Origin of the sequence: Rhodococcus sp. NPDC057135, from assembly GCF_042670865.1 — a bacterium.
Classification (GTDB): domain Bacteria; phylum Actinomycetota; class Actinomycetes; order Mycobacteriales; family Mycobacteriaceae; genus Rhodococcus_F.
On record NZ_JBHUUU010000014.1, the window covers coordinates 163,082 to 183,550 of the forward strand.

Sequence of the window (20,469 nt, forward strand, 5' to 3'; positions counted from 1 at the left end):
ATGGCAATCATGCTCGGAATGCTGGCGTTGTTCTACGCCGGAGTGCTCTTCATTCTCTATGCGACTCAGCAGAAGACGAAGCCGACGTTCGAGGAATACTCGGTCGGTGGCCGTAGCTACGGCCCGTGGTACGTGGCCATGTGTTACGTGAACTCCTGGTGGCCAGGCGCGGTATTCATCGCCTTCTTCGGGATGGCTGCGGGTGCAGGAGTTTTCGGATTCTACGGCCTCGCCTACTCCAGTCTCGGTGTCGCGATGATGTACTTCATGGCTACACGAGCGTGGCGATGGGGTGCCCGATACAACCTTCGATCACAGCCGGATCTTCTTGGCTTGCGGTTTAATTCACGATCGGTGAAAGTGATCGCCAGTCTCATCGGAATCGTCTCGGTTTTCCCGTGGGTGGTTCTCGGAATGCAGGCGCTGGGGGAGGTGTTTCAATACGCGAGTGAGGGTCGATGGTCGGTGACCACCTGCCTGCTTGTCGGGTTGGCGCTGATCCTGATCCGTCAGTACTGGACAGTGAAGATGGGTATGCGTGGGTTGATCATGACCGATGCGTTCCAGGGGATCGTCGCGTACGTGATTGCAGCACTTGTATGTCTGGTCTTGTTGTCCGGCGTCGCCGGCGGCCCGATCAGCATGAGTGCGCTGGCACAGGTCCCGATCGAATTCCTGCGGGTACCCGGCGACGGCGACGCTTACGGCCCGTTCTACCTCTTCAGCCTGATCTTCACCGGCGTAGTCGGATCGTTGTGCTGGCCGATGAGTTTCCAACGGATCTACACCGCGTCCGGAGTCCGTGCAGTAAAGGCGGGGACCTTACGTACCGTGTTGATCTCGAGTGTGTTCTACACGCTGTTGATGTTGTTGGGTATCGCCGCATCCCAGATGCCGGAGGTTATCGCAAACCCACAGGCTGCATGGTTCACGATCATGGAGTCGTACGGGGGAACCTGGCTACTCGGTTTGGGTGTGACAATGGTGTTCGCGGCGTCGATGGGTCACATCGACGGCAGTGTTCAGGTGTGCGGTCTGCAAATTGCGAACGATCTCGTCAACTCCGACAAGCGCAAACTTTCGGATTCGGCACTTACCGTGGTCGCAAAAGTCAGCATGGTTGGGTTCATGGCATTGGCCGGAGTGGTGGCCTACCTAACGTACGACATGACTCGGTTGCAGCTCCTTGCGCAAATCTCCTACCAGGGCGTAGTCCAGTTGGCCGTTCCGCTCTTCTTCGGAATCTTCTGGCGGGGTGGAAACAAGTACGGGGCAGTTTCGGGCATGCTGTCGGGTTTCGGCATCGCACTGGTGTTGACCTTCATCTACCCGGACGACATCGCCGGACTTGGCTCACTGACCGGCGGTGTAATCGGAATGGCCGTCAATCTCATCGTGTTCCTGGTCGTCTCCGCTCTGACCGGTACCTCGGCGGCCGAGCGAACTCGGGTGGAAGAGATGTTCGAGATCGCCGCTCGTTCGGTTGTTCCGAATCATGTCTCCAAGGTGGAGGATTCCTCGGTGAGGGTGACGAATGTCTGATTTCCTCGCAGACTTCGACGCGATGTCGAGATTCGGCGCCACCGAGGGAGGTGGAGTGGAACGTCAAGCCGGAAGCGCGGCGGACGGGCAGACCAGAGACTGGTTTCGTATCTGGTTGACGGAGAATGGTTTCCATTGCCGCGTCGACGCAGTGGGCAACCTTTTCGGCTCCCTCGAATGGATCGAAGGCGCTCCGCACGTCTTCGTCGGCTCACACCTCGACAGTCAGCCGAAGGCAGGTCGCTTCGACGGAGCTTACGGCGTTCTTGCCGGGGCGCATGCTGGCGCCGTTGTCGCCGAACGAGTCGCTGCCGGAAGTATCACGCCGTCCTTCAACCTCACGGTCGTCGACTGGTTCAACGAGGAGGGATGCAGATTCAGCCCCAGCTTGATGGGCAGTGGGGTTTTCACCGGGAAATTCGCGGCGGATGAGGTCCTCGACACCGTCGATTCGGACGGTCGGACGGTCCGCGGCGCACTCAGGGATATCGGCTACCTGGGTTCGGACGAGCCGCCGGAGTGCAGTGCGTACGCAGAAATCCACATCGAGCAAGGGCGAGTCCTGGAAGAGGAGGGGATCTCGATCGGCGTGGTCACCGCCAACTGGGCAGTGCGCAAGTATCTCGTCCGAGTTCGCGGCGAACAGGCACACACCGGCGCGACGTTGATCGAAGACCGTAGGGATGCGCTCCTCGGCGCAGCACAGATGATCGTCGCGGTTCGTGAGGTGGCGTCGGCGTTCCCTGCGGGGGCTGTTCTCACGTCGATCGGTAGATTGACCGTCCAACCGAACTCACCTGTTGTGGTGGCGTCCGACGTAGTCATGTCAGTGGACATCCGGTCAAGTGAGGAAGCGGCTCTCGACAAGGCTCATGAGCTGTTCCTGCAGGCGAAAGCCGATATCGAAGCGCTGGGCGAAGTCTCCGTCGACATCGAATCGGGTTCGCTGCGCCCCAGCACCTCCTACCATCTCGCCGGTATCGAGTTGTCCGAATCGGTTGCCGGCGGATTGGGTCTGAGCGCTCGGAGAATGCTCACCAGAGCAGGACACGATTCGATCAATCTCAAAGACCTGGTGCCGACGGTGATGTTGTTCGTGCCGAGCGTCGGCGGCATCTCGCACGCGGAGAACGAATACACCGAACCCGAAGATCTGTTGGCTGGACTGAACATGTTGACGGGTGTGCTCGAACGGCTTGTAGTAGAAGGATTGTCGTCGGAACAGGAGCAATCGTGATGGACAAGGTACTTCCGCAGAACATGTCGTCGCTCGTTGAGGGGTACCGAACCGGTGAGTTCACGCCCGTGGATTCATTGAGTGCAACTCTCGCGTTGATCGACGCTGTCAATCCGTCGATCAATGCGATGGCGATGGTCGACGTGGACGGCGCCCGATCAGCGGCCGCAGAATCGGCGGCACGATGGGCGACCGGCACCCCGTTGAGCAGTCTCGACGGCGTCCCCGTCACCATCAAGGACAGCGTCAACGCAGTCGGTATGCCGTGGCGCCACGGGAGCGCAGCGCACTCGGATGTTCCTGATGCCGAGAGTGATTCACCGCCCGCGGCGCGATTGAAGGAGGCAGGCGCCGTCATCGTGGGCAAAACGACGATGCCGGACTTCGGCATGATGGCCGCCGGAGTCAGTTCGCTGTACGGCATCGTGCGCAATCCCTGGGATCTCTCACGTAACACCGGTGGCTCCAGTGCCGGAGCAGGTGCGAGCCTTGCGGCGGGCATCGGATATGCCGCGGTGGGCACGGACATCGCCGGCTCGGTGCGATTGCCGGCTGGACACTGTGGGTTGGTCGCACTTAAACCAACGCAGGGGAGGATTCCGCACTTACCGTCTTCGATGATGCGCTCACCGGGTCCGATGGCCAGGACGGTGGACGAGGTGGTCGACATGTACCGGGCCATCGCGCGCCCTGACAGCCGTGACGCCTGGTCACTCCCCGCGCAGTCCATCGACGAATCCCGCTGGGAGACAGAGGTGAGAGGTCTGAAAATCGGCGTGATGACAGGAATGGGCTACGGATACGAAGCAGAACCCGCGGTCGTTGCCGTGGTGGATGCTGCGGCGCAGGTACTCGCTGCGGCGGGGGCAAAGGTGACGAGGGTGACCCCGCCGTTCGATTCCGATCCCTATGCACCACTGGATCGATTGTTCCAGGTTCGCGCCCGGGCGGAGTGGGAGTCGATACCTGAGGAACGGAGAGCGGAAGTGATTGCTGCAGTGTCCGAGTGGGCTGAACCGGCGTCGCTCGCGAGCGCCACCGACTATTCACGCGATCTGGACGCGGTGAACACGGCACAGGCACGGCTCCAACGGCATCTCGAGCCGTACGACTTCGTGATAAGCCCGGTCATTCCGGTGGTGGGATTTGACGCAGATATGGTCGGTCTCGACCCCGAGCGGCCCTTGGCGCATTGCAGTTTCACCGCGTGGTTCAACCAGACCGGGCAGCCGGCGTCGACGGTGTGTTTCGGAATGGTCGACGGTTGCCCAGTCGGGGTGCAGATCGTCGGATCACGTTTTGCGGACATTGATGTTCTCGCGATCACCAAGTGGCTCGAGGACAGGCGGCCTTTCGACATGACGTGGCCTGACGTCACGCTACGTGTATCCGGAGGTGTCCGATGACTGACACCAAACAGCTTGTTCAGCAGGAATTGTCGGCAGGTGGGCTGTTTCTCGACACCGAAGTAAGACTGGACGCTGGATCGCCGGTCATGGCCAGCCCGAGTTGGTGGGGCGCGGACTCCGATCATTGGATCGTCGATGACGCAACGCCGAATTCGGTTGGCAGTGAACGGGTCTTCGTTAAAGTGATGCAGCAGCATTCGCTCGAGTACGTCGATGTCGGAGCGTCATTCCGCGCTGCGGTCGCAGCGGGACTAGCGGGTATCGGTCCTCGAGTCCGCCACTCGAATGCCGCAACAGGAGTGCTGGTGATGGACGATCTAGGGCAGATGGCATCGACGGCGACTCTTGATCTTTTCGATGACGTCGAGGCGATCGAACGTCTGGTGCATCTGCGACGGGCAGTCCACGCGCTGCCTCCGTTCACGCGAACATCAACGGTCTTCGACGATCTCGATGCTGCCTTGCTCATCGCGCAGCACGCCGGTTCGTCACTGCCAGTTGACCTCGACTGGATGCTTCGGGCCTTGGATCCTGCCCGATCACGAATAGCGAGCAGTGGATTCGACGCTGTTCCGTGCCACGGCGACGGCAATGTGTCGAATGTGATGGTCGTGGAAGAAGACGCATCGTTGAAATTGGTCGATTGGGATTGCGCGGCGATGATGGATCCGCTGCAGGATCTCGGCGTATTGCTCGCGGAGTTGACTCCTTCCGATCTCGATGCGCGCCCCGTCTTCGAAATGTACTGGGGAGCATGGGATTCAAGCCTGTTCGATCGTAGCCGCATTTACGGGATTGCGGACTCGCTGAAGTGGGGTCTCATCGGCTCCTTTGTCGATGTGATTCGACCGGGAACATTGGAGTACTCGAAGTTCGCAGACTGGCAATTCCTACGTGCGCGAATCGGTTTGCGCGATCCGCATTTCGACGACCGAGTCCGAAATCTGTGAGGCAAGGATGACCATGACCGAGAATACTCAGCAACCTGACCTTACGCACTGCATGGCCGACGAGCGTGTGTGTGGCACTGCTCGAACGGATTTCGAGAGGGGCGTCGAAGAGGCCTTGGCTTCGATCGCCGACTGGCGCGGACGCGAGATCCGATACGCGTCGGTGCACGGTGGCCTGCAGAACAGTAATTGGCGAATCACTGTCGAGGGCATCGACCGCCGGTACTTCTTGAAGATTCCCGGTGCCGGAAGCGAGTCGTTTGTCGATCGCGTTGCGGCGAACGAGGCCGCGATGCTGGCGGGTTCGCTGGGAATAGCTCCGGAGATGATCCTGTTCGATCATCGGACGGGAATTGAGGTGATCGAGTACATGGAAGGGTATCGCGGCTGCACCAACGGAGATCTCAAGCGTCCGGAGATCGCGTTGCAGATCGTCGACCTGTATCGGACACTGCACTCGGCCCCGCTGATGTCCCTGACGAAGACGATTTTCGACATGATCGACGAGCATCTCGATCAAGCGCGCGAACACGACGTGATGCTTCCTCGGGACTTCGCCCTGATCGAGCGTGAGTATCACACCGCAAAGTCTGCCTTGTTGGCTTCCGGTCTGGATCTGGTTCCGTGCCATAACGATCCGATGCCGGGAAACTTCCTGTATTCGGAAGGGCATCCGCTCAAACTTGTCGACTACGAATTCGCAGCCAACAACGACAGAGCGTATGAGCTGGCGATTTTCGTCACCGAAATGTTCTTCGACGAGCGCCGGACGTTGGAACTGATAGACGCCTTTTACGGAAGCAGCGAGTGGTCCGTCGTGTCGCGTGTTCACTTGTTCGGGGCGTTGGCAGATGTCAAATGGGGCCTGTGGGGATGCATCAACAATCGACTCAATTCGGGTTGGGATTTCGACTATCACAAGTACGGAGTGTGGAAACTGATGCGTGCTCGCGCGAAGATGTCCGATCCGAGATGGGCCTTGTGGCTCGACTCGGTGTGAACGGTGCGGTTGGCCAGCCTATTTCGTACACCCACTTCGGAGGAATTGATGACGGCTCACTTTCACGATGCGAGAACATCACGTGTCTCGCCACTCGACGCAAACGGTTACGTGCCCGAAAACGCTGCAGGACTCGACGCGCGGACACGAGATCTCATCAGGCGTAGAGCGGATATTCTCGGCCCGGCATCGCCGTTGATGTATCGAAATCCGGTGGAAATCGTTCGAGCACAGGGACTTCGGCTCTACGATCGTGACGGCACATCCTACCTCGACATGTACAACAATGTCGCGAGCGTGGGACACTCGCACCCCAAGGTCGTCGACGCCGTGCGTAGACAGATCGCCGAACTCAACACTCACACAAGATATCTGAACGAGGAAATTGTTCAGTACGCCGAAGATCTGGTGTCCACGTTTCCGGGTCAGCTCTCCACTGTGATGTTCACCTGTACGGGATCGGAGGCAAACGATCTTGCACTGCGCATCGCGAGGGAAGCCACGGGGAATACCGGTGTCATTGTCACCGAAAATGCTTATCACGGCGGCACGATCAACATTGCCGCGTGCTCACCGTCGATGGGTTCCGCTGATTCGGGCGATGAACCATGGGTCCGTGTCGTGCCTTTGCCTGATCCTCGTGTCGTAGCGGACATCGACCGAGAATCCTGGTTCGCTGACCGTGTCAGAGAGTGCATCGACGGACTGAACCGCGACGGCATCGGTGTAGCCGCACTACTAGTCGACACGATATTTGCTTCCGACGGAGTATTGACCGACTCGTTCCTCTCAACGGCTGTCGATCAGGTGCACCAAGCGGGTGGTCTGTTCATCGCGGACGAGGTGCAGCCGGGCTTCGGTCGGCTGGGGTCCGGTATGTGGGGGTTTGCGAGGCATGGGGTCGTCGCAGATATCGTCACTCTCGGAAAACCGATGGCCGGTGGCGTACCTCTCGCCGGGGTGGTGCTCGGTGACAATTTGGTCGAGCTGACGGCGGGCGAGCTTCGGTACTTCAACACGTTCGGTGGGAATGCCGTGTCGATTGCTGCGGCGCAGGCGGTGCTCGACGTGATTCGGGGAGAAGAGCTGATCGAGAATGCAGCAGTGATGGGGGCTCGTCTGACCGATGGGTTGCGGACGTCTGCACATCGCGACCCGCGCGTGGGTGCGATCCGTGGAGCCGGGTTGTTCGTCGGGGTAGACGTGGTCGATGCGGATTCGGGCGAACCAGATCCGTCCGGTGCGCTCGACATTGTCAACGGACTGCGTGCACACGGTGTGTTGATCTCGGCGACAGGCAGACACGGCAACGTTCTGAAGATTCGGCCACCGCTCCCCATATCGGCCTCGGATGTCGACGAGTTCCTGACACGGTTCGAGATGGTGTTGGTCGCGTAACGGAGGGTCGACGCGCGTTCGGGCAGATTCTGGAACAGTGGTAACCGGCGACCACCAGGAGGCGTGAGATGACAGACGGAACTGACGACGTCTTTGTCGTGGCGTCGGTGACCGAACGGCGAACGCTGATCTCCACGCGGGTGAGGGAGTGGTGTGCGGCGGGGACGGTCGAGTCGAACCGACCGGAGTTGTCCGACGACGTCGCACTGCTGATTGCCGGTGGCTTTGCGGACGAGTCGACGCGATCGATCCTGGCGAACCGGCGCAGTGTCGGGCGCTCGTTCCCGGAGATCGGCGGCTTCTCGGAGTTGCGCAACCTCACCGACGAACTGGCCCGCACCAGACGCAGACTGCTCGCGACCCGCATCGGTCCTGTTCAGGTAGTCCTCGAACGGCGGGTGCAGACGCTCGACAAGCGCGTGCAGTCGATGCGTTCGGCGATAGTGCATTCCAATCGCCACTTCGCGAGCAGCGTCCGTGCCATTCGTAAGGACCGCCGCGACGGCCTTCATCTCGACGTCGAGCAACGTGAGGCACTTTTTGCCGGGCTCACCCGCACCCCGGTTCCAGCCAAGCTGCCGGTGGGGTTGGGGGTCGTGGCAAGTGGCGGAAACGCTGCGCTCGACAAACTCGCCGCCCAGCTGGGGAAGGTCCAGGGAACCGGTGTCATCGCCGACGCGGGTAGGCGGATCGCGGAGGTCCTCGACGGACTGGTCGATTCCGAGCCCGAAGGACGTGCAGGGGAGTACGACGCTCTGCTTTACCTCGCCGGAAATCTGTTCGACCGGATCGAAAGCTCCAGCGCATGGCATTCCGACCACTTTGTCATTCAACGCAATCAACTCGACCTGGCCGACGAGATCACCCAGATCGCGGTCGATACCGTAGCGCTGCGTTCGATCCTCGCGGAGTTGGACGACGCGACTGCGTTGGCACGCGACGAGGGAACCCGAGCCGGGATCGCTTCGCGCAAGGAAGCGCTCGGCGCGGTCTGGGACCAGTTGGTCGAACGCGTCGCGGCGCTCGCGCGGATCGGTGACCTGGTCGCACGGGCCGAGGATCAGTTGAGTTCGCAGCGCGCGGTTGCGCATGCAGCGAGCCTCGACAGCCGGATCGACGACCTACTGGCGCGCTCCGGTTCACGTGAACTTTCGGCCGCAAACACGCACTACGTCGGGGATCAATTCGACGGTGTGGAAGAGCTGATGTTCGCTCACCGCGCGGCTCTTTACGGGGACATTGCACTGCTGACCTCTGGGAACGAGCGTCGGGCGCCGTAGTCAGGCCGACGTCGGAGCTGTAAGGTCGGAGGTACTGACCGGCCGCACGATCGAAGAACAGGCCGAGAATTCGCTCCTTGCTCGACCCCGTGCCGATCCGGTGATGCGGGCGTATCCGCTTCAAGACAGGTCGATCATGGAAGACACCGCAAGCCGCGGCATCAATGCGTTCATTTCCGAAGCTACGCAGCGTGGGGGCAAGGCCGTCCGGCTCACGCACTCGCGTCGTAATCCCGTCGAGGTGACGGGTGCAGACGGCACCAGTCGTATCGTCCGAGTGCGTTCGAAGCTCGAAGGCGACTGGCAGGCCAGGCGTCAAGACGAGTCGCTCGAGAGTGACGACACGCGCTCCGAGTTCTGGGTGTTCGTGGACCTGGCAGCAGATCCGCACGAGTTCTTCATGTTGCCCTCCAACGAGGTCGCGGACGACATCCGTGCCGAGGTCGACCTGTGGATCATGGACAGCCCCGGACGCAATCGCACCGGTCATCATGCGATCCCGCGCGGACGCGTCGTGCACGGCCATGATCGTTGGGACGCTCTGGGCCTCGCTGCCGTCAAGGATCCGAGCATTCACGTCGAGACACCGGTCGCAGCCAAGCGCAAGGCTTCGCCGGTCGCGGCGAAGAAGCGCCGCGCCAGCGGAGTCGAGGAGATCGAAGTTGTCGACAATCGCCTCGAGATGACGGCTGATTGCCACGGATACCGCTGGGTCGGACGCTTCGACGAAACCACCGAGGTGGTCGAGATCATGCGCGGACCGATGGAAGGCCGCCGGTTCCCCGATCCGACCGCCGCCGCCAATGCCGTCACCGGTCACATCTCAGGCGACACCGAGAGCCATGACGGCTGGTCGTTCTGGACGATCAACAACACTGCTCTCGGTGCCCATCTCAAAACTGCCTGATCTAGGCGCCGACTGCCGCCGACACCCGTTCGAGCGTGTCCAGTTCATTCGACGACAGCACGAGGTTCGGGGCGTCCAGTAGCGCGGGGAGCTGCTCCGGCCGGCTGACGCTCGCGATCGGTGCGGTGATGCCCGGTCGAGTCAGCAGCCAGGCCAGTGCGACGGTCGAGATCTCGGTGTCGTGTGCCTGCGCGATTGTCGCCAGTTCTGCAACGACGTCGAGTCCGGCATCGCTGAAGTATCCAGCGGTCAGTCGTTCGCGGGAGCTGCCTTCGATGTCTGCGCGGGTCTTGTACTTTCCGGTCAGGAAGCCGGACGCGAGAGCGAAGTAGGGGAAGACGCTGATGTTGTTGTCGGTGGCGATCTCGGCGAGTTCAGGTTCGTACGACTTACGGTGCACCAGGTTGTAATGCGGTTGCAGCGCGATCGGCGCGGCGTAACCGTTCTCTTCGGTGATCCGCAACCACTCCCGGATGCGGTCGGGGCTGTAGTTGGAGATTCCGAGGTAGCGAACTTTGCCCGCGACGACCAGTGCATTGAAGGCTTCGAGCGTTTCTTCGAGCGGAGTCTGCGGGTCGTCGAAATGCGCGTAGTACAGATCGATGCAGTCCGTCTGCAGACGGCGCAGCGACGCCTCTGCTGCGGCTGCGATGTTGTCTGCCTTCAACCCTTTGAAATCGGGATGGCTACCCACCTTGGTGGCGACGACGATGTCGTTCTGTAGTCCGCGATCGGTGATCCAATTCCCGATGATCGTTTCGGATTCCCCACCGGAATTTCCGGGAGCCGACGCCGTGTACGAGTCGGAGGTGTCGATGAAGTTTGCACCGGCTTCGGCGAACGAGTCGAGAATCTCGAAGGACGTCTTCTCGTCTGCGGTCCAACCGAAAGGGTTGCCGCCCAAGCTAAGTCGGAAGATGTCGAGGTCCGAATTTCCGATGATCGCCACTGTGTGGAACTCCCGTCGATGAAGGTGGTCGCTGCATCCCGCACCGTACCCTCTCATGGCACTGACGATGGCGCGCCCTCGCCAGGTTCGCCGAAAAATGTATCGGATCGTGATGGCCGCCGCCGGCGGAGGTTGGCCCCGAATACTGAATTCTTCGATGGACTGCTGATAGGGCGATCGGCGCCGCGGGGCATCTGCTCGCAACAGAGCAGCACAATTACATTCTCGAAGGCGTCTGAGCGAAGTGCGGTCTGGAGACGATCCGGCGGCACGAATACAAATCGAGCGGCCCCCGCATATCGCGGGGGCCGCTCGACGTGCGGAGAAACTTACTGCGCGAGTGCGCGCTTCATGCCGCGTTCGACTGCTGCGATGATCTGCGGACGCAGTTCTGCGGCAGGCACGATCTCATCCACCGAGCCGACCTCTCGGGCCCGCTGGATGTTGTGGATCGCTTCGAATTCGGATGCCACTTCGCCGAGCTTGTCGGAGCGGACGGCGATGCGCTGAGCGTTCAGTTCGACGCGCAGATGTGCTTTCTCCGTGTCGTCCTTGGCTGCTGCCAAGTCTGCTTCGAGTTGCTGCACCTTCGGATCGTTGTTGGTGCGGGTGTTCACCTCACGGGTGAAGACCACTGCGGCGGCGGGGGCGCCGCCGAGTACCGAGGCGAACGAACCTTCGACAGCAAGAACTTCCATGTTGTCGTTGAGCGCGCCGGAGAACACGACGAACGCGCCGCCGTGGTAGCGGGAAACGACGCAGAACACGATCGGTCCGTCGAAGTTGACGATGGCGCGGCCGATTTCGGCGCCGTACTCGAGCTGGATGTTGCGCAGCGACTCCGGCGAACCGTCGAAGCCGGACAGGTTGGCCAGCACCACGATCGGACGGTTGCCGCTCGCAGCGTTGATCGCGCGGGCCGTCTTCTTCGACGAGTTCGGGAACAGCGTTCCCGATGTCCAGGTGTCGGGTCCGTCGGCGGGGAATCGACCCTTGCGCGGGATCGCGCGGGACTCGATGCCCACCACCGTGACGGGATGTCCGGCGAGGTGCGCGTCCAGAACGACCGAGGTGTCGGCGCCGGCCATGTCGGCCCAACGCTCGAGTACCGAGTGGTCCTGGTCGACCACCGAACGCATGACGGTGCGAATGTCGAAGGGCTTCTTGCGATCCGGGTTCTTCGCCGAGGAGAAGATGTCGCCGACCGTCTCGAAGTCGCTCGACGGGTGGGTGTGCGGGAAGCTACGTACGTCGCGATCGACGGGGTCCGTGGTCGCCGCGCGCCTCGGGAAGCGTTCGCCGGGAGCGAGGTACGAGTGTGCGTAGTGACGGAACAGGATCTCGCACGCCGCGGTGAGGTCGGGGGCCCAGTACTGAGCCTGGCCGTTGGGGCCCATGACGCGGTCGTAACCACCGATACCGAAGTTGTCTTCGGCCGACACACCGCCGGAGTAGTCGAGAGACTGCTTGCCGGTCAGCACCATTGCGCTGTCCGGGGTCATCACCAGAATGCCCTTGGTGTGCATCAACATGGTGGCTTCGGCGTTCCAGTAAGGCTGAGCGCCGACGTTGATTCCCGTGACGACGATGTTGATCTCGCCGCCGTTCTGGGTGAACGTGATGATCCGGCGCAGACCACGCGAGACCCAGTCCATGTTCTCGGTGCCGCTCTCCATCGAGATGGTGGCACCCGAGGACAGTGCGAACCACTCGACCGGAGCGTTCAACTTCTCGGCCAGGTCGATGGCGGCTACCACGCGTGAGCACTCGGCCTCGGCGACAGTACCGAGCGCCTTGGTTGGATCACCGAAAAGCGCTACGCGGGTCATTCCCTCGGGATAACGCGGCGTCGGAGTGTTCACGAGGCCGACGACGATTCCGGCCTTGTTGAGTCCGTACGGACGCTCGACGGGGGACAGGACGCCCGCTTCGTCGAAGTCGTGCTCGACGAAGGTGCCCTTGGTGCCGGTCAGGAGCGGAATCAGCTCGTACGGGTACACCGTGCCACGTGCCCGCGAACTCTGAACCTTCTGCGCATAGGCGTCGAGGGGGAGCAGAGGTTCGGTGGGGGGAGTGGTCTTGTTGATGACCACACCGGCACCCGCGCGGTAGGAGAAGCGCAGCGCAACTTCCTTGGGTGCGCCACCCTTCCGGTCCTTCAGACGGGTGATGAGCGTGATCTCTTCGATCCCGGCACCGACGGTCAGTCGGGCTGCGTTCTGAGCGATCACCGAGAAGCGTTCGCTGGGAACGTCGGCGACCGGCCACACGTAGAGCACGACGCGGTTGGCCGCGAGTCGGCGCTTGTCCCCGCGCTGGGACTGCGCACGGCGGATGCCGTCGAGGCAGGCGGCAAGAGTGCGCTCGATGGCCGGCAGAGCAACCATCTGACCTTCGTCGTCGAGTTGCGGCGTCACGTCGCGGATTTCGGCCAGAGCGATCAGACGCTCGTCCTTCGGGTTCTCCTTGGCGGAGAGGTGGAACAGGTAGGTGTTCTCCGGAGCCGGGAGGCGCTTTCCGTTGAAGTTCTTCAGGCGCCACATGTCCAGACGCTGACCCGTGAGCGGGTGCATGTCGCGAATGATGTGGTCCTCGACCAGTTCACCGTCGACCGGACGGAAGGTGACCCATCGGACCGGATCCCCGTTGGGGTTGCAGATGATCACCGTGGCGCGCCGTGAACGGGTGATCGTCTCGTTGCGCGAGAGTTCGGTACGCAGCGTCTCGACGAGCGTGTCGCCGTCAGCGGGCTGATTCGGCCAGTCGAGGTAGATGTCGACCACCAGGCCGCGACCCGACGGAGCATCCTGCGCGATCGTGGCGACATCGTCGAGAGCGGTTCCGAGAGCGTCGAATTCGGCCACCGTCGAGACCAGGTGCAGACCGTCGCCCTTCAGGTCGAAGTTGCCGGTCACGAAACGGCGGTCGACGTGCTCGAAAACGCGGACGTCCTCGAATGAGTGAATCTTGTAGTAGCGACGTGTGATGACCTCGAGCAGTGGTCCGCCGTCGCGGTTGCCGAGGCCGATCTTTCGGCCCAGCAGGTCCAGGAGCGGTTCGGGGGTGGCGACGAGGTTGGCGATCCGCTCGTTGAAATCAGCAGCGTCCGGCTGCTCTTCGAGGTAGGCGAGGTTGCCGCGTACTCCGTCGTAGACGTCTTCGCGAACCTTACGGATTCGCGGCTCGTCGAAGAACCGGAAGCGAAGGTTGCGGGCGACGTCGCCGATGACGGGGTAGCGGACCTGCGTCGCGACGATGAGTCGATCGAGAACCTCGTTCAGCTCCTGGGCCGAGCAACCGGGAGCCTTGTCACCGACCAGCCAGCCTTCGAGAAGTGCTGCAATGACCGGGATCTGGGCTTCCATGCGCTGCAGAGCCAGGAAGAGTCGGTAGACCGCTTCCTCGACTGCCTGGCGATCTTCCAGATCGGTGACGTCGTAGTGGCGAAGTGCACGTTCGAGTCTCGTGCGGAACGACGCGGGCAAACCTTCACGCTCGGCGTCGAGCGAGTGCAGGAAGGTGTGGAAGTGCTCGCGGGGGCTGTGGACGGATTCGTCCTTCGCCGACTCACCCGAGGTGGGCTTGTTGCGCGAGAGCTCGCAGATGTCGGCGAACGTGGTCAGCACGGCGAGTTCGGCCTGTACCAGTTCGCGGTCCTCGGATTCGAGTGCGCTGCGAAGAGCGTCGTACTCGGCCAGAACAGCGTTGGCGTGCTTGCCGCTGACGTCGTAGCCACTGAGCATCGCGGTCAGCGCTTCGAGCTGTGCGAGTGCGTCGTCGCGGGCGTCGGTACCGGAAGTCGCAGCAGGAAGGTCGAATTCGACGCGCGGAGCCTTTTCCGCGACAGCTTCCTCACTGACCTGGTCGACGCGCAGGAGCGGCGCGCCGGCATCGACCTGCGAGTTGACGGTGGCGAGAACTTCTCGCACCTTGCCCGCGTAGGGAGCGCGAACTGCGGTCTCCATCTTCATGGATTCGAGCACGACCAGAGTGGAGCCGGCTTCGACGTCGTCGCCGACCGCCACCGGTACGGCCACCACGACGGCAGGAGCCGGCGCGCGGACCACTCCGGCGTCGTCCTGGCTGATCTGGTGGCTGATGCCGTCGACCTCGACGAGATAACGAGCCGGGCTCACAACGGAAACGACGTGGAAGCGGCGATCACCGATCACCAGACGTGACTCGAAGTCGCCGAGACGATCGACGTCGACCTCGATGTCGCCTGCGTCTCCGTCGACGCGGTAGCGGTGCGGGCCGATGCGCCCGACGGTCAGTTTGTATGCCTGACCTTGGTAGTTGAGCTCGACACTACGTCCGATCGCGTGATTGGCGCGGGGGCGACCGCCACGTGCCGAGGCGAGGAAGGCCGCACGCTCGAGGGATTCTTCGGCGTCGTAGGCATCGATGGCGGTGGCGATGAGTGCGACGTCGGCGCGGCGTGTGGCGCCGGTGAGGGCGCCCGTGCGGTCGAGCCAGCCGGTATCCGCGGATGCGGAGATGACCTCGTCGCGATCGAGTAGGTCGAGGAGGAACGACTTGGTGGTAGTGCCGCCGTCGAGTACGACGGTGGTTTCACGGAGGGCGGTGCGTAGACGCGCGAGTGCCTCGGAGCGGTTGCGGCCCCACGCGATGACCTTCGCGACCATCGAGTCGTAGTCAGGCGGAATGACGTCGCCGGCCGCGATCCCGGTGTCGACGCGGATGCCCGAGCCGAGGGGGAACTTCAGCAGCTGTACGGTGCCGGGCGCGGGAGCGAAATCGTTGTCGGCGTCTTCGGCGTTGAGGCGAGCCTCGACGGCATGACCGAACGCGGGCGGGCAGTCGCCGACCAACTCTTCACCGCTGGCCACGAGAATCTGCAGTTTGACGAGGTCGATGCCGGTCGTGACCTCGGTGATCGGATGCTCGACCTGAAGGCGCGTGTTGACCTCGAGGAAGGTGAAGAGCTTGTTCTCGGGCTGGTAGAGGTATTCGACCGTGCCGGCGCCGTGGTATCCGGCTGCCTTGACGAGTTCGGCCGAGACCTCCTTGAGGTGGTCCGACTGTTCTTCGGTGAGGACGGGGGAAGCGGATTCTTCGATGACCTTCTGGTTGCGACGCTGAATCGAGCAGTCACGAACGCCCGGAGCCCAGACGTTGCCGTGGTTGTCGGCGATGATCTGTACCTCGACGTGGCGCGCATCGGTGACGAGGCGTTCGAGGAAGACGACGGGGTCGCCGAACGAGCGCTCGGCCTCACCCTGAGTGCGCTCGAGCGCAACTTCGAGCTCGTCCTCGGCCCATACTTTGCGGATACCGCGTCCGCCGCCACCACTGCGAGCCTTGATGATCAGTGGGTAGCCGATCGCCTGTGCGTGACGGCGTGCGTCGGCGCGGGTCTCGACCGGCCCACCGCTCCACGGTGCGACCGGTACGCCGACCTTTTCGGCGAGGATCTTGGCCGCAACCTTGTCGCCGAGCAGACGCATCGCGTCGGCACTCGGACCGATGAACGTGATGCCCAGCTTCGCGACGATCTCGGCGAACGTGGGGTCCTCGGCCACGAAGCCCCAGCCGACCCAGACGGCGTCGGCCTTGGCTGCGAGAAGTGCTCGCTCGAGTTCGGCGTAGTCGAGATACGGACTGCCGACGCCGGTGCTGCGCAGAGTCACGCCCTCGTCGGCCTGGCGGACGAACATGGCGCGCCGCTCGGCCTCTGTGTGCAGTGCAATGACGCGAATGCCGTGGTCGTGTTCGGCGTTCAGTTCGCGTACAGCCCTGATCAGGCGGACCGCGGCCTCACCTCGATTGACCACTGCGATTCGTTTGAACATTGTCACTGCCACCGTCCCTTGATGAGATTCTTCGTCACGTACGTTGCGATATGAGCCGACCGTGTCCCACATACCCGGATTGTCCGGTTCGTGAACTACGCCGCGATGCGCTGTGTTTCCCCCGGTTGCGCGTCGGCAGGTGATTGCCCTTCCGGTTCGTCGAGTCCCTTGCGCCGAAGCACCGTGTGCGCTGATGCACCACGTGTGCCTTGTGCGCCACCCTGCAGGCGTGGACTCAGAACCGCTCCAATCACGAATCAGCAACATATTGTGTCTGCTTCCAGGGAATCCCTGGTTTATCTAAGGATGCAGTATGTCGACGCTCATGTCACCTGGGCGAATTGAAGAATATTAGTCAATGTGAACCACGGTTACTGATAACGAGTTAAAGCATTGTCGCGCAATGGTATTCACCGTTGTGACACGGATCACGACACCGCGGAGATGCGCAAGAAAGTGAATACTCGCTGGTAACAAAATCGGGTATTCGAAAGATTTTCCGGATTGCTCAATTATTACTGATCGGTACTACTGGCGAGTATTTCTTCCTCTCCCGTCGAATTCGAGAAGTCGCTTTCGATGGTCGCAATATGTTGCGCGATCGCATCGAGTCCCGCTGGAGGGAGTTGCAATGTACCGGCCAGGGCAAGCGCGGCCCGCTTGAAGTGCTCCACGAGTGGTTCGTACTTCGTGATCAGTCTGAGCCTGTCGGTCTCGTCCAGATACTTCACGCTGCCTGCATTGTCGACGAAGTCGCTGAACTTCACGAGGAACACCGCGGGATCTTCGATCGCTCGGATGACGTGGTCCTGATAACCGACGGTGTTGTCGTTCGGGTAGGTGATTGGATTGGTCACTGCCTCAACAAGTTCGGATATTCTGCGTCCGAAGTGCGAAGCGATGAGTGTCGATGCACGTTCTTGTGCTTCGGACGGGGTCAGGTCGTCCGCAGTCTGACCACCGAGGAGCGCGATGACGACGTGTGGTTGGTCCTCGACCGTGTCGTGAAGCGCGGTTGCGCTCAGGATCTCGACGTCGGAGCACCCGTACCGAAGCAAGCGCAAGACATTCCGCAGAGGATGAACGATGTAGGGATCCTCGTTCGATTTGATCCCGTTCTTTCTGAACTGATCGAGATGCGCAAGGGTTGCGACCTCCATGGCGAGCCGCAGGGTTTCACCCGGGATGGACATCGCGTCGACGGCGCTCTCGATCGCGAAGACCAGCGTCGCAGCGTCCATCTCCTTCAGCGGTAGCTGGTCGAATGCAGATCTGATCGGGTCGGAGTTGCTCATGACAAACAGCCTTCCGCTTGGTGAGGAGTCGCGACGAAAGTCGTGGTGCAGATCTGCGAACGAGCCCTGTTGACGCCGGAAGCGGGGCCGAAGTCAGAATCATCTTGATTCTATCCGGCGACTACGACAGCAAGTGTTCTTAGCGTTGTCATCGAGGTGGGCAGGGAGTTCCGTTCGCCTTCATCACCGGCAGAGTTGGGCAGGAAGAGGTTCGATGACCACGGAAGCGACCCTGGCGTCGTTTGTCGAGACAGTTGACACGGATGTCGACACCCATCCACTGGACGACCCTGTGCGACAAGGGCTTCGCGGACAACATGCGCAATTCGCCCACTGGGCAGGCAGGGTTGCACGATACGACCCGACGGTCGCGCCGTTTGTCGGTCATCCGCCCGAGTTGGACGCCGAAGACTGGGAGAACCTGCGCACACTCGTAGGTCCAGGCGGCACAGTAGGTTTGCGAGGATTCGATCATCATCCGCCGGCAGGGTGGCGCATTGTGGATCAGTTCGGCTCGGTGCAGATGGACGGCTCCGCACTCGAAGTCTCCGTTGATCCGTCGGTCGAACTTCTCGGAACGAGCGATGTTCCCGAAATTCTCGCGTTGATCGAGCGCACCAAACCCGGCCCTTTCCTCGCTCGCACCGTCGAGATGGGGAGCTACTACGGCATTCGCGTCGACGGAAGACTTGTAGCAATGGCGGGGGAGCGGCTGCACCCTCCGGGATGGACGGAAATCAGCGCGGTGTGCACTGACAGCGATTTTCGAGGTCGAGGACTGGGCACGACCCTGATCCGAGCTGTCGCCGCCGGGATTCGCGAGCGCGGCGAGCTGCCGTTTCTTCATGCAGTGCAATCGAATACGAATGCGATCAGACTCTACGAATCACTGGGATTCGTGCTCCGGAAGAAATCCCGGTTGACCGCGGTACAGGCGCCCGCCTGATCCAATTCTCGCCGACTCCTGTGTTTCGGGCGCACGGCCACTAGTCTGAACAAATGACAGTCGATCAGGCGTTGGACAGTGATTTCCTCACTCTTGCCGATCCGTATCGCCGCGAGTTGCTGGCGCACTGCTATCGAATGATGGGATCGATCCACGACGCCGAAGACCAGGTCCAGGAGACGTTCATCCGGGCTTGGCGAGGATTCGACGGTTACAAAGGCCAGTCGTCGCTCAGGACCTGGCTGTATCGCATCGCGACGAATACGTGCCTGACCGCGCTGGAAGGGAGATCGAGGCGTCCACTCCCGACAGGACTCGGCGCACCTAGTTCGGACCCGGCCGACGATTTGATCGAGCGCAACGAGATTGCCTGGTTGGAACCGATCGCCGATTCTGCGCTGGGCGACGTCAATGATCCGGCCGTCATGGTCGTCAATCGCGATTCGGTGAGGCTCGCGCTTGTTGCCGCCTTGCAACACTTGTCCGCGCGGCAACGTGCGGTTCTGGTTTTGCGTGACGTTCTGCAGTGGAAGGCGTCGGAAGTTGCGGAGGCTCTGGACACCACAACCACTGCGGTGAACAGCCTGCTGCAGCGGGCTCGCGCACAGATCAATCACATCGGGCCCACGGAGGACGACCTCGTGGAACCGACTACGGAGGCTGCCCGGAAGTTGCTTCGCGACTACGTGCACAGCTTCGAGAGTTACGACGTCGAGGCCATCGTGGAACTGTTCACGCGTGAGGCCATCTGGGAGATGCCGCCGTTCGAGGGTTGGTACCAGGGCCCCGAGGCAATCGGGCAGCTCATCGGAACCAAATTCCCGGCCGACGGACCAGGAGCGATGCGTCTACTTCCGACCGCTGCCAACGGACAGCCGGCGTTCGGCCTCTACATGCGCGAGCCCGATGGTGTTCACCGAGCTTTTCAGTTGCACGTTCTCGATGTCACCGAGTCAGGGATCTCGCACGTGACGTGTTTCTTCGATCTGAGCCTGTTCGCACGGTTCGGATTGCCCGCAGAACTGTAGGAGCAAGGAGTTGCGCGAGCCCTCCGGTATGGAGGACCCGCGCAGCTACTCGTTTCTACTCTTGCTGCCCGTTACTGCTGGGGAACCGTCGCAGCCGGGTCCATCCACATGACCTCCCAGACATGGTTGTCGAGGTCGCGGAATGCGCGTCCGTACATGAAGCCGTGATCCTGGGGCTCCATCCACTTGCTACCGCCGGCGGCAATAGCCGCGTCCACGAAGGTGTCGACTTCCTCCCTGCTGTCGGCCGACACACACATCAGTGCCTCGCGAGCTTTCGACGTGTCACAGATGTCGTCGGCGATGAAGTCCCCGAATCGGGGTTCGTTGAGGAACATGACCGTGGCGGAATCGCTGACGATCATCGAGACGGTGTTCTCGTCACTGAACATGTCGTTGAACTCGAAGCCGAGGCCGCTGAAGAATGCCCGCGTGGCAGCGACGTCCTTGACCGGCATGTTGACGAAGAGAAGACGAGACATGGAGTGCTCCTTGAAGTCGGTGGACTGATTACTGATCGCTTCGGTTCCTGTTGGTTCCTGCTCATACAGACTGCAACGGCAACAGAAAATCATCGCGGTCGGAGAAGATTCGCGGAAATTTTCGGTTGTTAACCCGCAGCAGCGCTCTGACCTGGCGATTTGGTGTTGTGTTGATCTTCGCGTAACTTTGTCCAGGTCAGAGCGACACGGACACCGACTCCCACCTGCGAGGG

General features: G+C 61.5%; 14 protein-coding genes. 10 read left to right on the top strand and 4 right to left on the bottom strand.

Annotation, left to right across the window (positions count from 1 at the left end; genetic code table 11):
• From ACFT1A_RS24360 to ACFT1A_RS24395, 8 genes are all read left to right on the top strand, one after another.
• Nucleotides 1-1,542, top strand: a complete 1,542-nt coding sequence (locus tag ACFT1A_RS24360) for a sodium:solute symporter (protein ID WP_230817463.1) — start codon at nucleotides 1-3, stop codon at nucleotides 1,540-1,542.
• Complete coding sequence (locus ACFT1A_RS24365; protein WP_378449092.1) at nucleotides 1,535-2,779, top strand: M20 family metallo-hydrolase; 1,245 nt, start codon at nucleotides 1,535-1,537, stop codon at nucleotides 2,777-2,779. Before ACFT1A_RS24360 ends, ACFT1A_RS24365 begins: the two co-directional genes overlap by 8 nt.
• Entirely contained in the window at nucleotides 2,779-4,185 is a 1,407-nt protein-coding gene (locus ACFT1A_RS24370; protein ID WP_378449107.1) for an amidase, read from the top strand. The genes ACFT1A_RS24365 and ACFT1A_RS24370 overlap by 1 nt, the downstream gene beginning before the upstream one ends.
• Nucleotides 4,182-5,138 carry a phosphotransferase gene (locus tag ACFT1A_RS24375; RefSeq protein WP_378449093.1) on the top strand — a complete coding sequence of 319 codons (957 nt, stop codon included), beginning with the start codon at nucleotides 4,182-4,184 and terminating at the stop codon, nucleotides 5,136-5,138. Before ACFT1A_RS24370 ends, ACFT1A_RS24375 begins: the two co-directional genes overlap by 4 nt.
• Before the next feature lie 13 nt (nucleotides 5,139-5,151).
• Nucleotides 5,152-6,138: a phosphotransferase gene (locus ACFT1A_RS24380; protein ID WP_378449094.1), complete on the top strand. Its 987-nt coding sequence runs from the start codon at nucleotides 5,152-5,154 to the stop codon at nucleotides 6,136-6,138.
• Between the two features lie 48 nt (nucleotides 6,139-6,186).
• Nucleotides 6,187-7,536, top strand: coding sequence for an aspartate aminotransferase family protein (locus ACFT1A_RS24385; RefSeq protein ID WP_378449095.1), 1,350 nt, complete (start codon nucleotides 6,187-6,189; stop codon nucleotides 7,534-7,536).
• A gap of 68 nt (nucleotides 7,537-7,604) precedes the next feature.
• Complete coding sequence (locus tag ACFT1A_RS24390; RefSeq protein ID WP_378449096.1) at nucleotides 7,605-8,816, top strand: hypothetical protein; 1,212 nt, start codon at nucleotides 7,605-7,607, stop codon at nucleotides 8,814-8,816.
• Nucleotides 8,817-8,952: 136 nt separating this feature from the next.
• The gene (locus ACFT1A_RS24395; protein WP_283302988.1) at nucleotides 8,953-9,723 is read left to right on the top strand and encodes a hypothetical protein; all 771 of its coding nucleotides are present in this window, start codon (nucleotides 8,953-8,955) and stop codon (nucleotides 9,721-9,723) included.
• 1 nt (nucleotide 9,724) lies between these two features.
• Here ACFT1A_RS24395 and ACFT1A_RS24400 read toward each other — a convergent pair whose 3' ends face one another.
• The 3 genes from ACFT1A_RS24400 to ACFT1A_RS24410 all read right to left on the bottom strand — a co-directional run bounded on the left by ACFT1A_RS24400 (nucleotide 9,725) and on the right by ACFT1A_RS24410 (nucleotide 17,780).
• Nucleotides 9,725-10,672, bottom strand: coding sequence for an aldo/keto reductase (locus tag ACFT1A_RS24400; RefSeq protein WP_378449108.1), 948 nt, complete (start codon nucleotides 10,670-10,672; stop codon nucleotides 9,725-9,727).
• A gap of 329 nt (nucleotides 10,673-11,001) precedes the next feature.
• On the bottom strand, nucleotides 11,002-16,485 hold the full coding sequence (locus ACFT1A_RS24405; protein WP_378449109.1) for a carboxyl transferase domain-containing protein: 5,484 nt from the start codon (nucleotides 16,483-16,485) through the stop codon (nucleotides 11,002-11,004).
• Nucleotides 16,486-17,000: 515 nt separating this feature from the next.
• Nucleotides 17,001-17,780, bottom strand: coding sequence for a hypothetical protein (locus tag ACFT1A_RS24410; protein WP_378449097.1), 780 nt, complete (start codon nucleotides 17,778-17,780; stop codon nucleotides 17,001-17,003).
• Between the two features lie 214 nt (nucleotides 17,781-17,994).
• On the opposite strand from ACFT1A_RS24410, the gene ACFT1A_RS24415 reads away from it, so the two are divergent.
• Complete coding sequence (locus ACFT1A_RS24415) at nucleotides 17,995-18,726, top strand: GNAT family N-acetyltransferase (protein ID WP_378449098.1); 732 nt, start codon at nucleotides 17,995-17,997, stop codon at nucleotides 18,724-18,726.
• A gap of 53 nt (nucleotides 18,727-18,779) precedes the next feature.
• Nucleotides 18,780-19,754, top strand: coding sequence for a sigma-70 family RNA polymerase sigma factor (locus ACFT1A_RS24420; protein WP_378449099.1), 975 nt, complete (start codon nucleotides 18,780-18,782; stop codon nucleotides 19,752-19,754).
• A 71-nt stretch (nucleotides 19,755-19,825) separates the two neighbouring features.
• On the opposite strand, the gene ACFT1A_RS24425 is transcribed toward ACFT1A_RS24420, so the two are convergent.
• Complete coding sequence (locus ACFT1A_RS24425) at nucleotides 19,826-20,236, bottom strand: VOC family protein (RefSeq protein ID WP_003945103.1); 411 nt, start codon at nucleotides 20,234-20,236, stop codon at nucleotides 19,826-19,828.
• Nucleotides 20,237-20,469 lie beyond the last annotated feature (233 nt).

Excerpts from the sequence above, each read along its gene's own strand:
- ACFT1A_RS24375 (WP_378449093.1), top strand. The coding sequence starts at position 4,182 with ATGACTGACACCAAACAGCTTGTTCAGCAGGAATTGTCGGCAGGTGGG.
- ACFT1A_RS24370 (WP_378449107.1), top strand. The coding sequence starts at position 2,779 with ATGGACAAGGTACTTCCGCAGAACATGTCGTCGCTCGTTGAGGGGTAC.
- ACFT1A_RS24390 (WP_378449096.1), top strand. The coding sequence starts at position 7,605 with ATGACAGACGGAACTGACGACGTCTTTGTCGTGGCGTCGGTGACCGAA.
- ACFT1A_RS24405 (WP_378449109.1), bottom strand. The coding sequence starts at position 16,485 with ATGTTCAAACGAATCGCAGTGGTCAATCGAGGTGAGGCCGCGGTCCGC.
- ACFT1A_RS24380 (WP_378449094.1), top strand. The coding sequence starts at position 5,152 with ATGACCGAGAATACTCAGCAACCTGACCTTACGCACTGCATGGCCGAC.
- ACFT1A_RS24420 (WP_378449099.1), top strand. The coding sequence starts at position 18,780 with ATGACAGTCGATCAGGCGTTGGACAGTGATTTCCTCACTCTTGCCGAT.
- ACFT1A_RS24365 (WP_378449092.1), top strand. The coding sequence starts at position 1,535 with ATGTCTGATTTCCTCGCAGACTTCGACGCGATGTCGAGATTCGGCGCC.
- ACFT1A_RS24410 (WP_378449097.1), bottom strand. The coding sequence starts at position 17,780 with ATGAGCAACTCCGACCCGATCAGATCTGCATTCGACCAGCTACCGCTG.
- ACFT1A_RS24415 (WP_378449098.1), top strand. The coding sequence starts at position 17,995 with ATGACCACGGAAGCGACCCTGGCGTCGTTTGTCGAGACAGTTGACACG.
- ACFT1A_RS24360 (WP_230817463.1), top strand. The coding sequence starts at position 1 with ATGGCAATCATGCTCGGAATGCTGGCGTTGTTCTACGCCGGAGTGCTC.
- ACFT1A_RS24385 (WP_378449095.1), top strand. The coding sequence starts at position 6,187 with ATGACGGCTCACTTTCACGATGCGAGAACATCACGTGTCTCGCCACTC.
- ACFT1A_RS24425 (WP_003945103.1), bottom strand. The coding sequence starts at position 20,236 with ATGTCTCGTCTTCTCTTCGTCAACATGCCGGTCAAGGACGTCGCTGCC.
- ACFT1A_RS24395 (WP_283302988.1), top strand. The coding sequence starts at position 8,953 with ATGGAAGACACCGCAAGCCGCGGCATCAATGCGTTCATTTCCGAAGCT.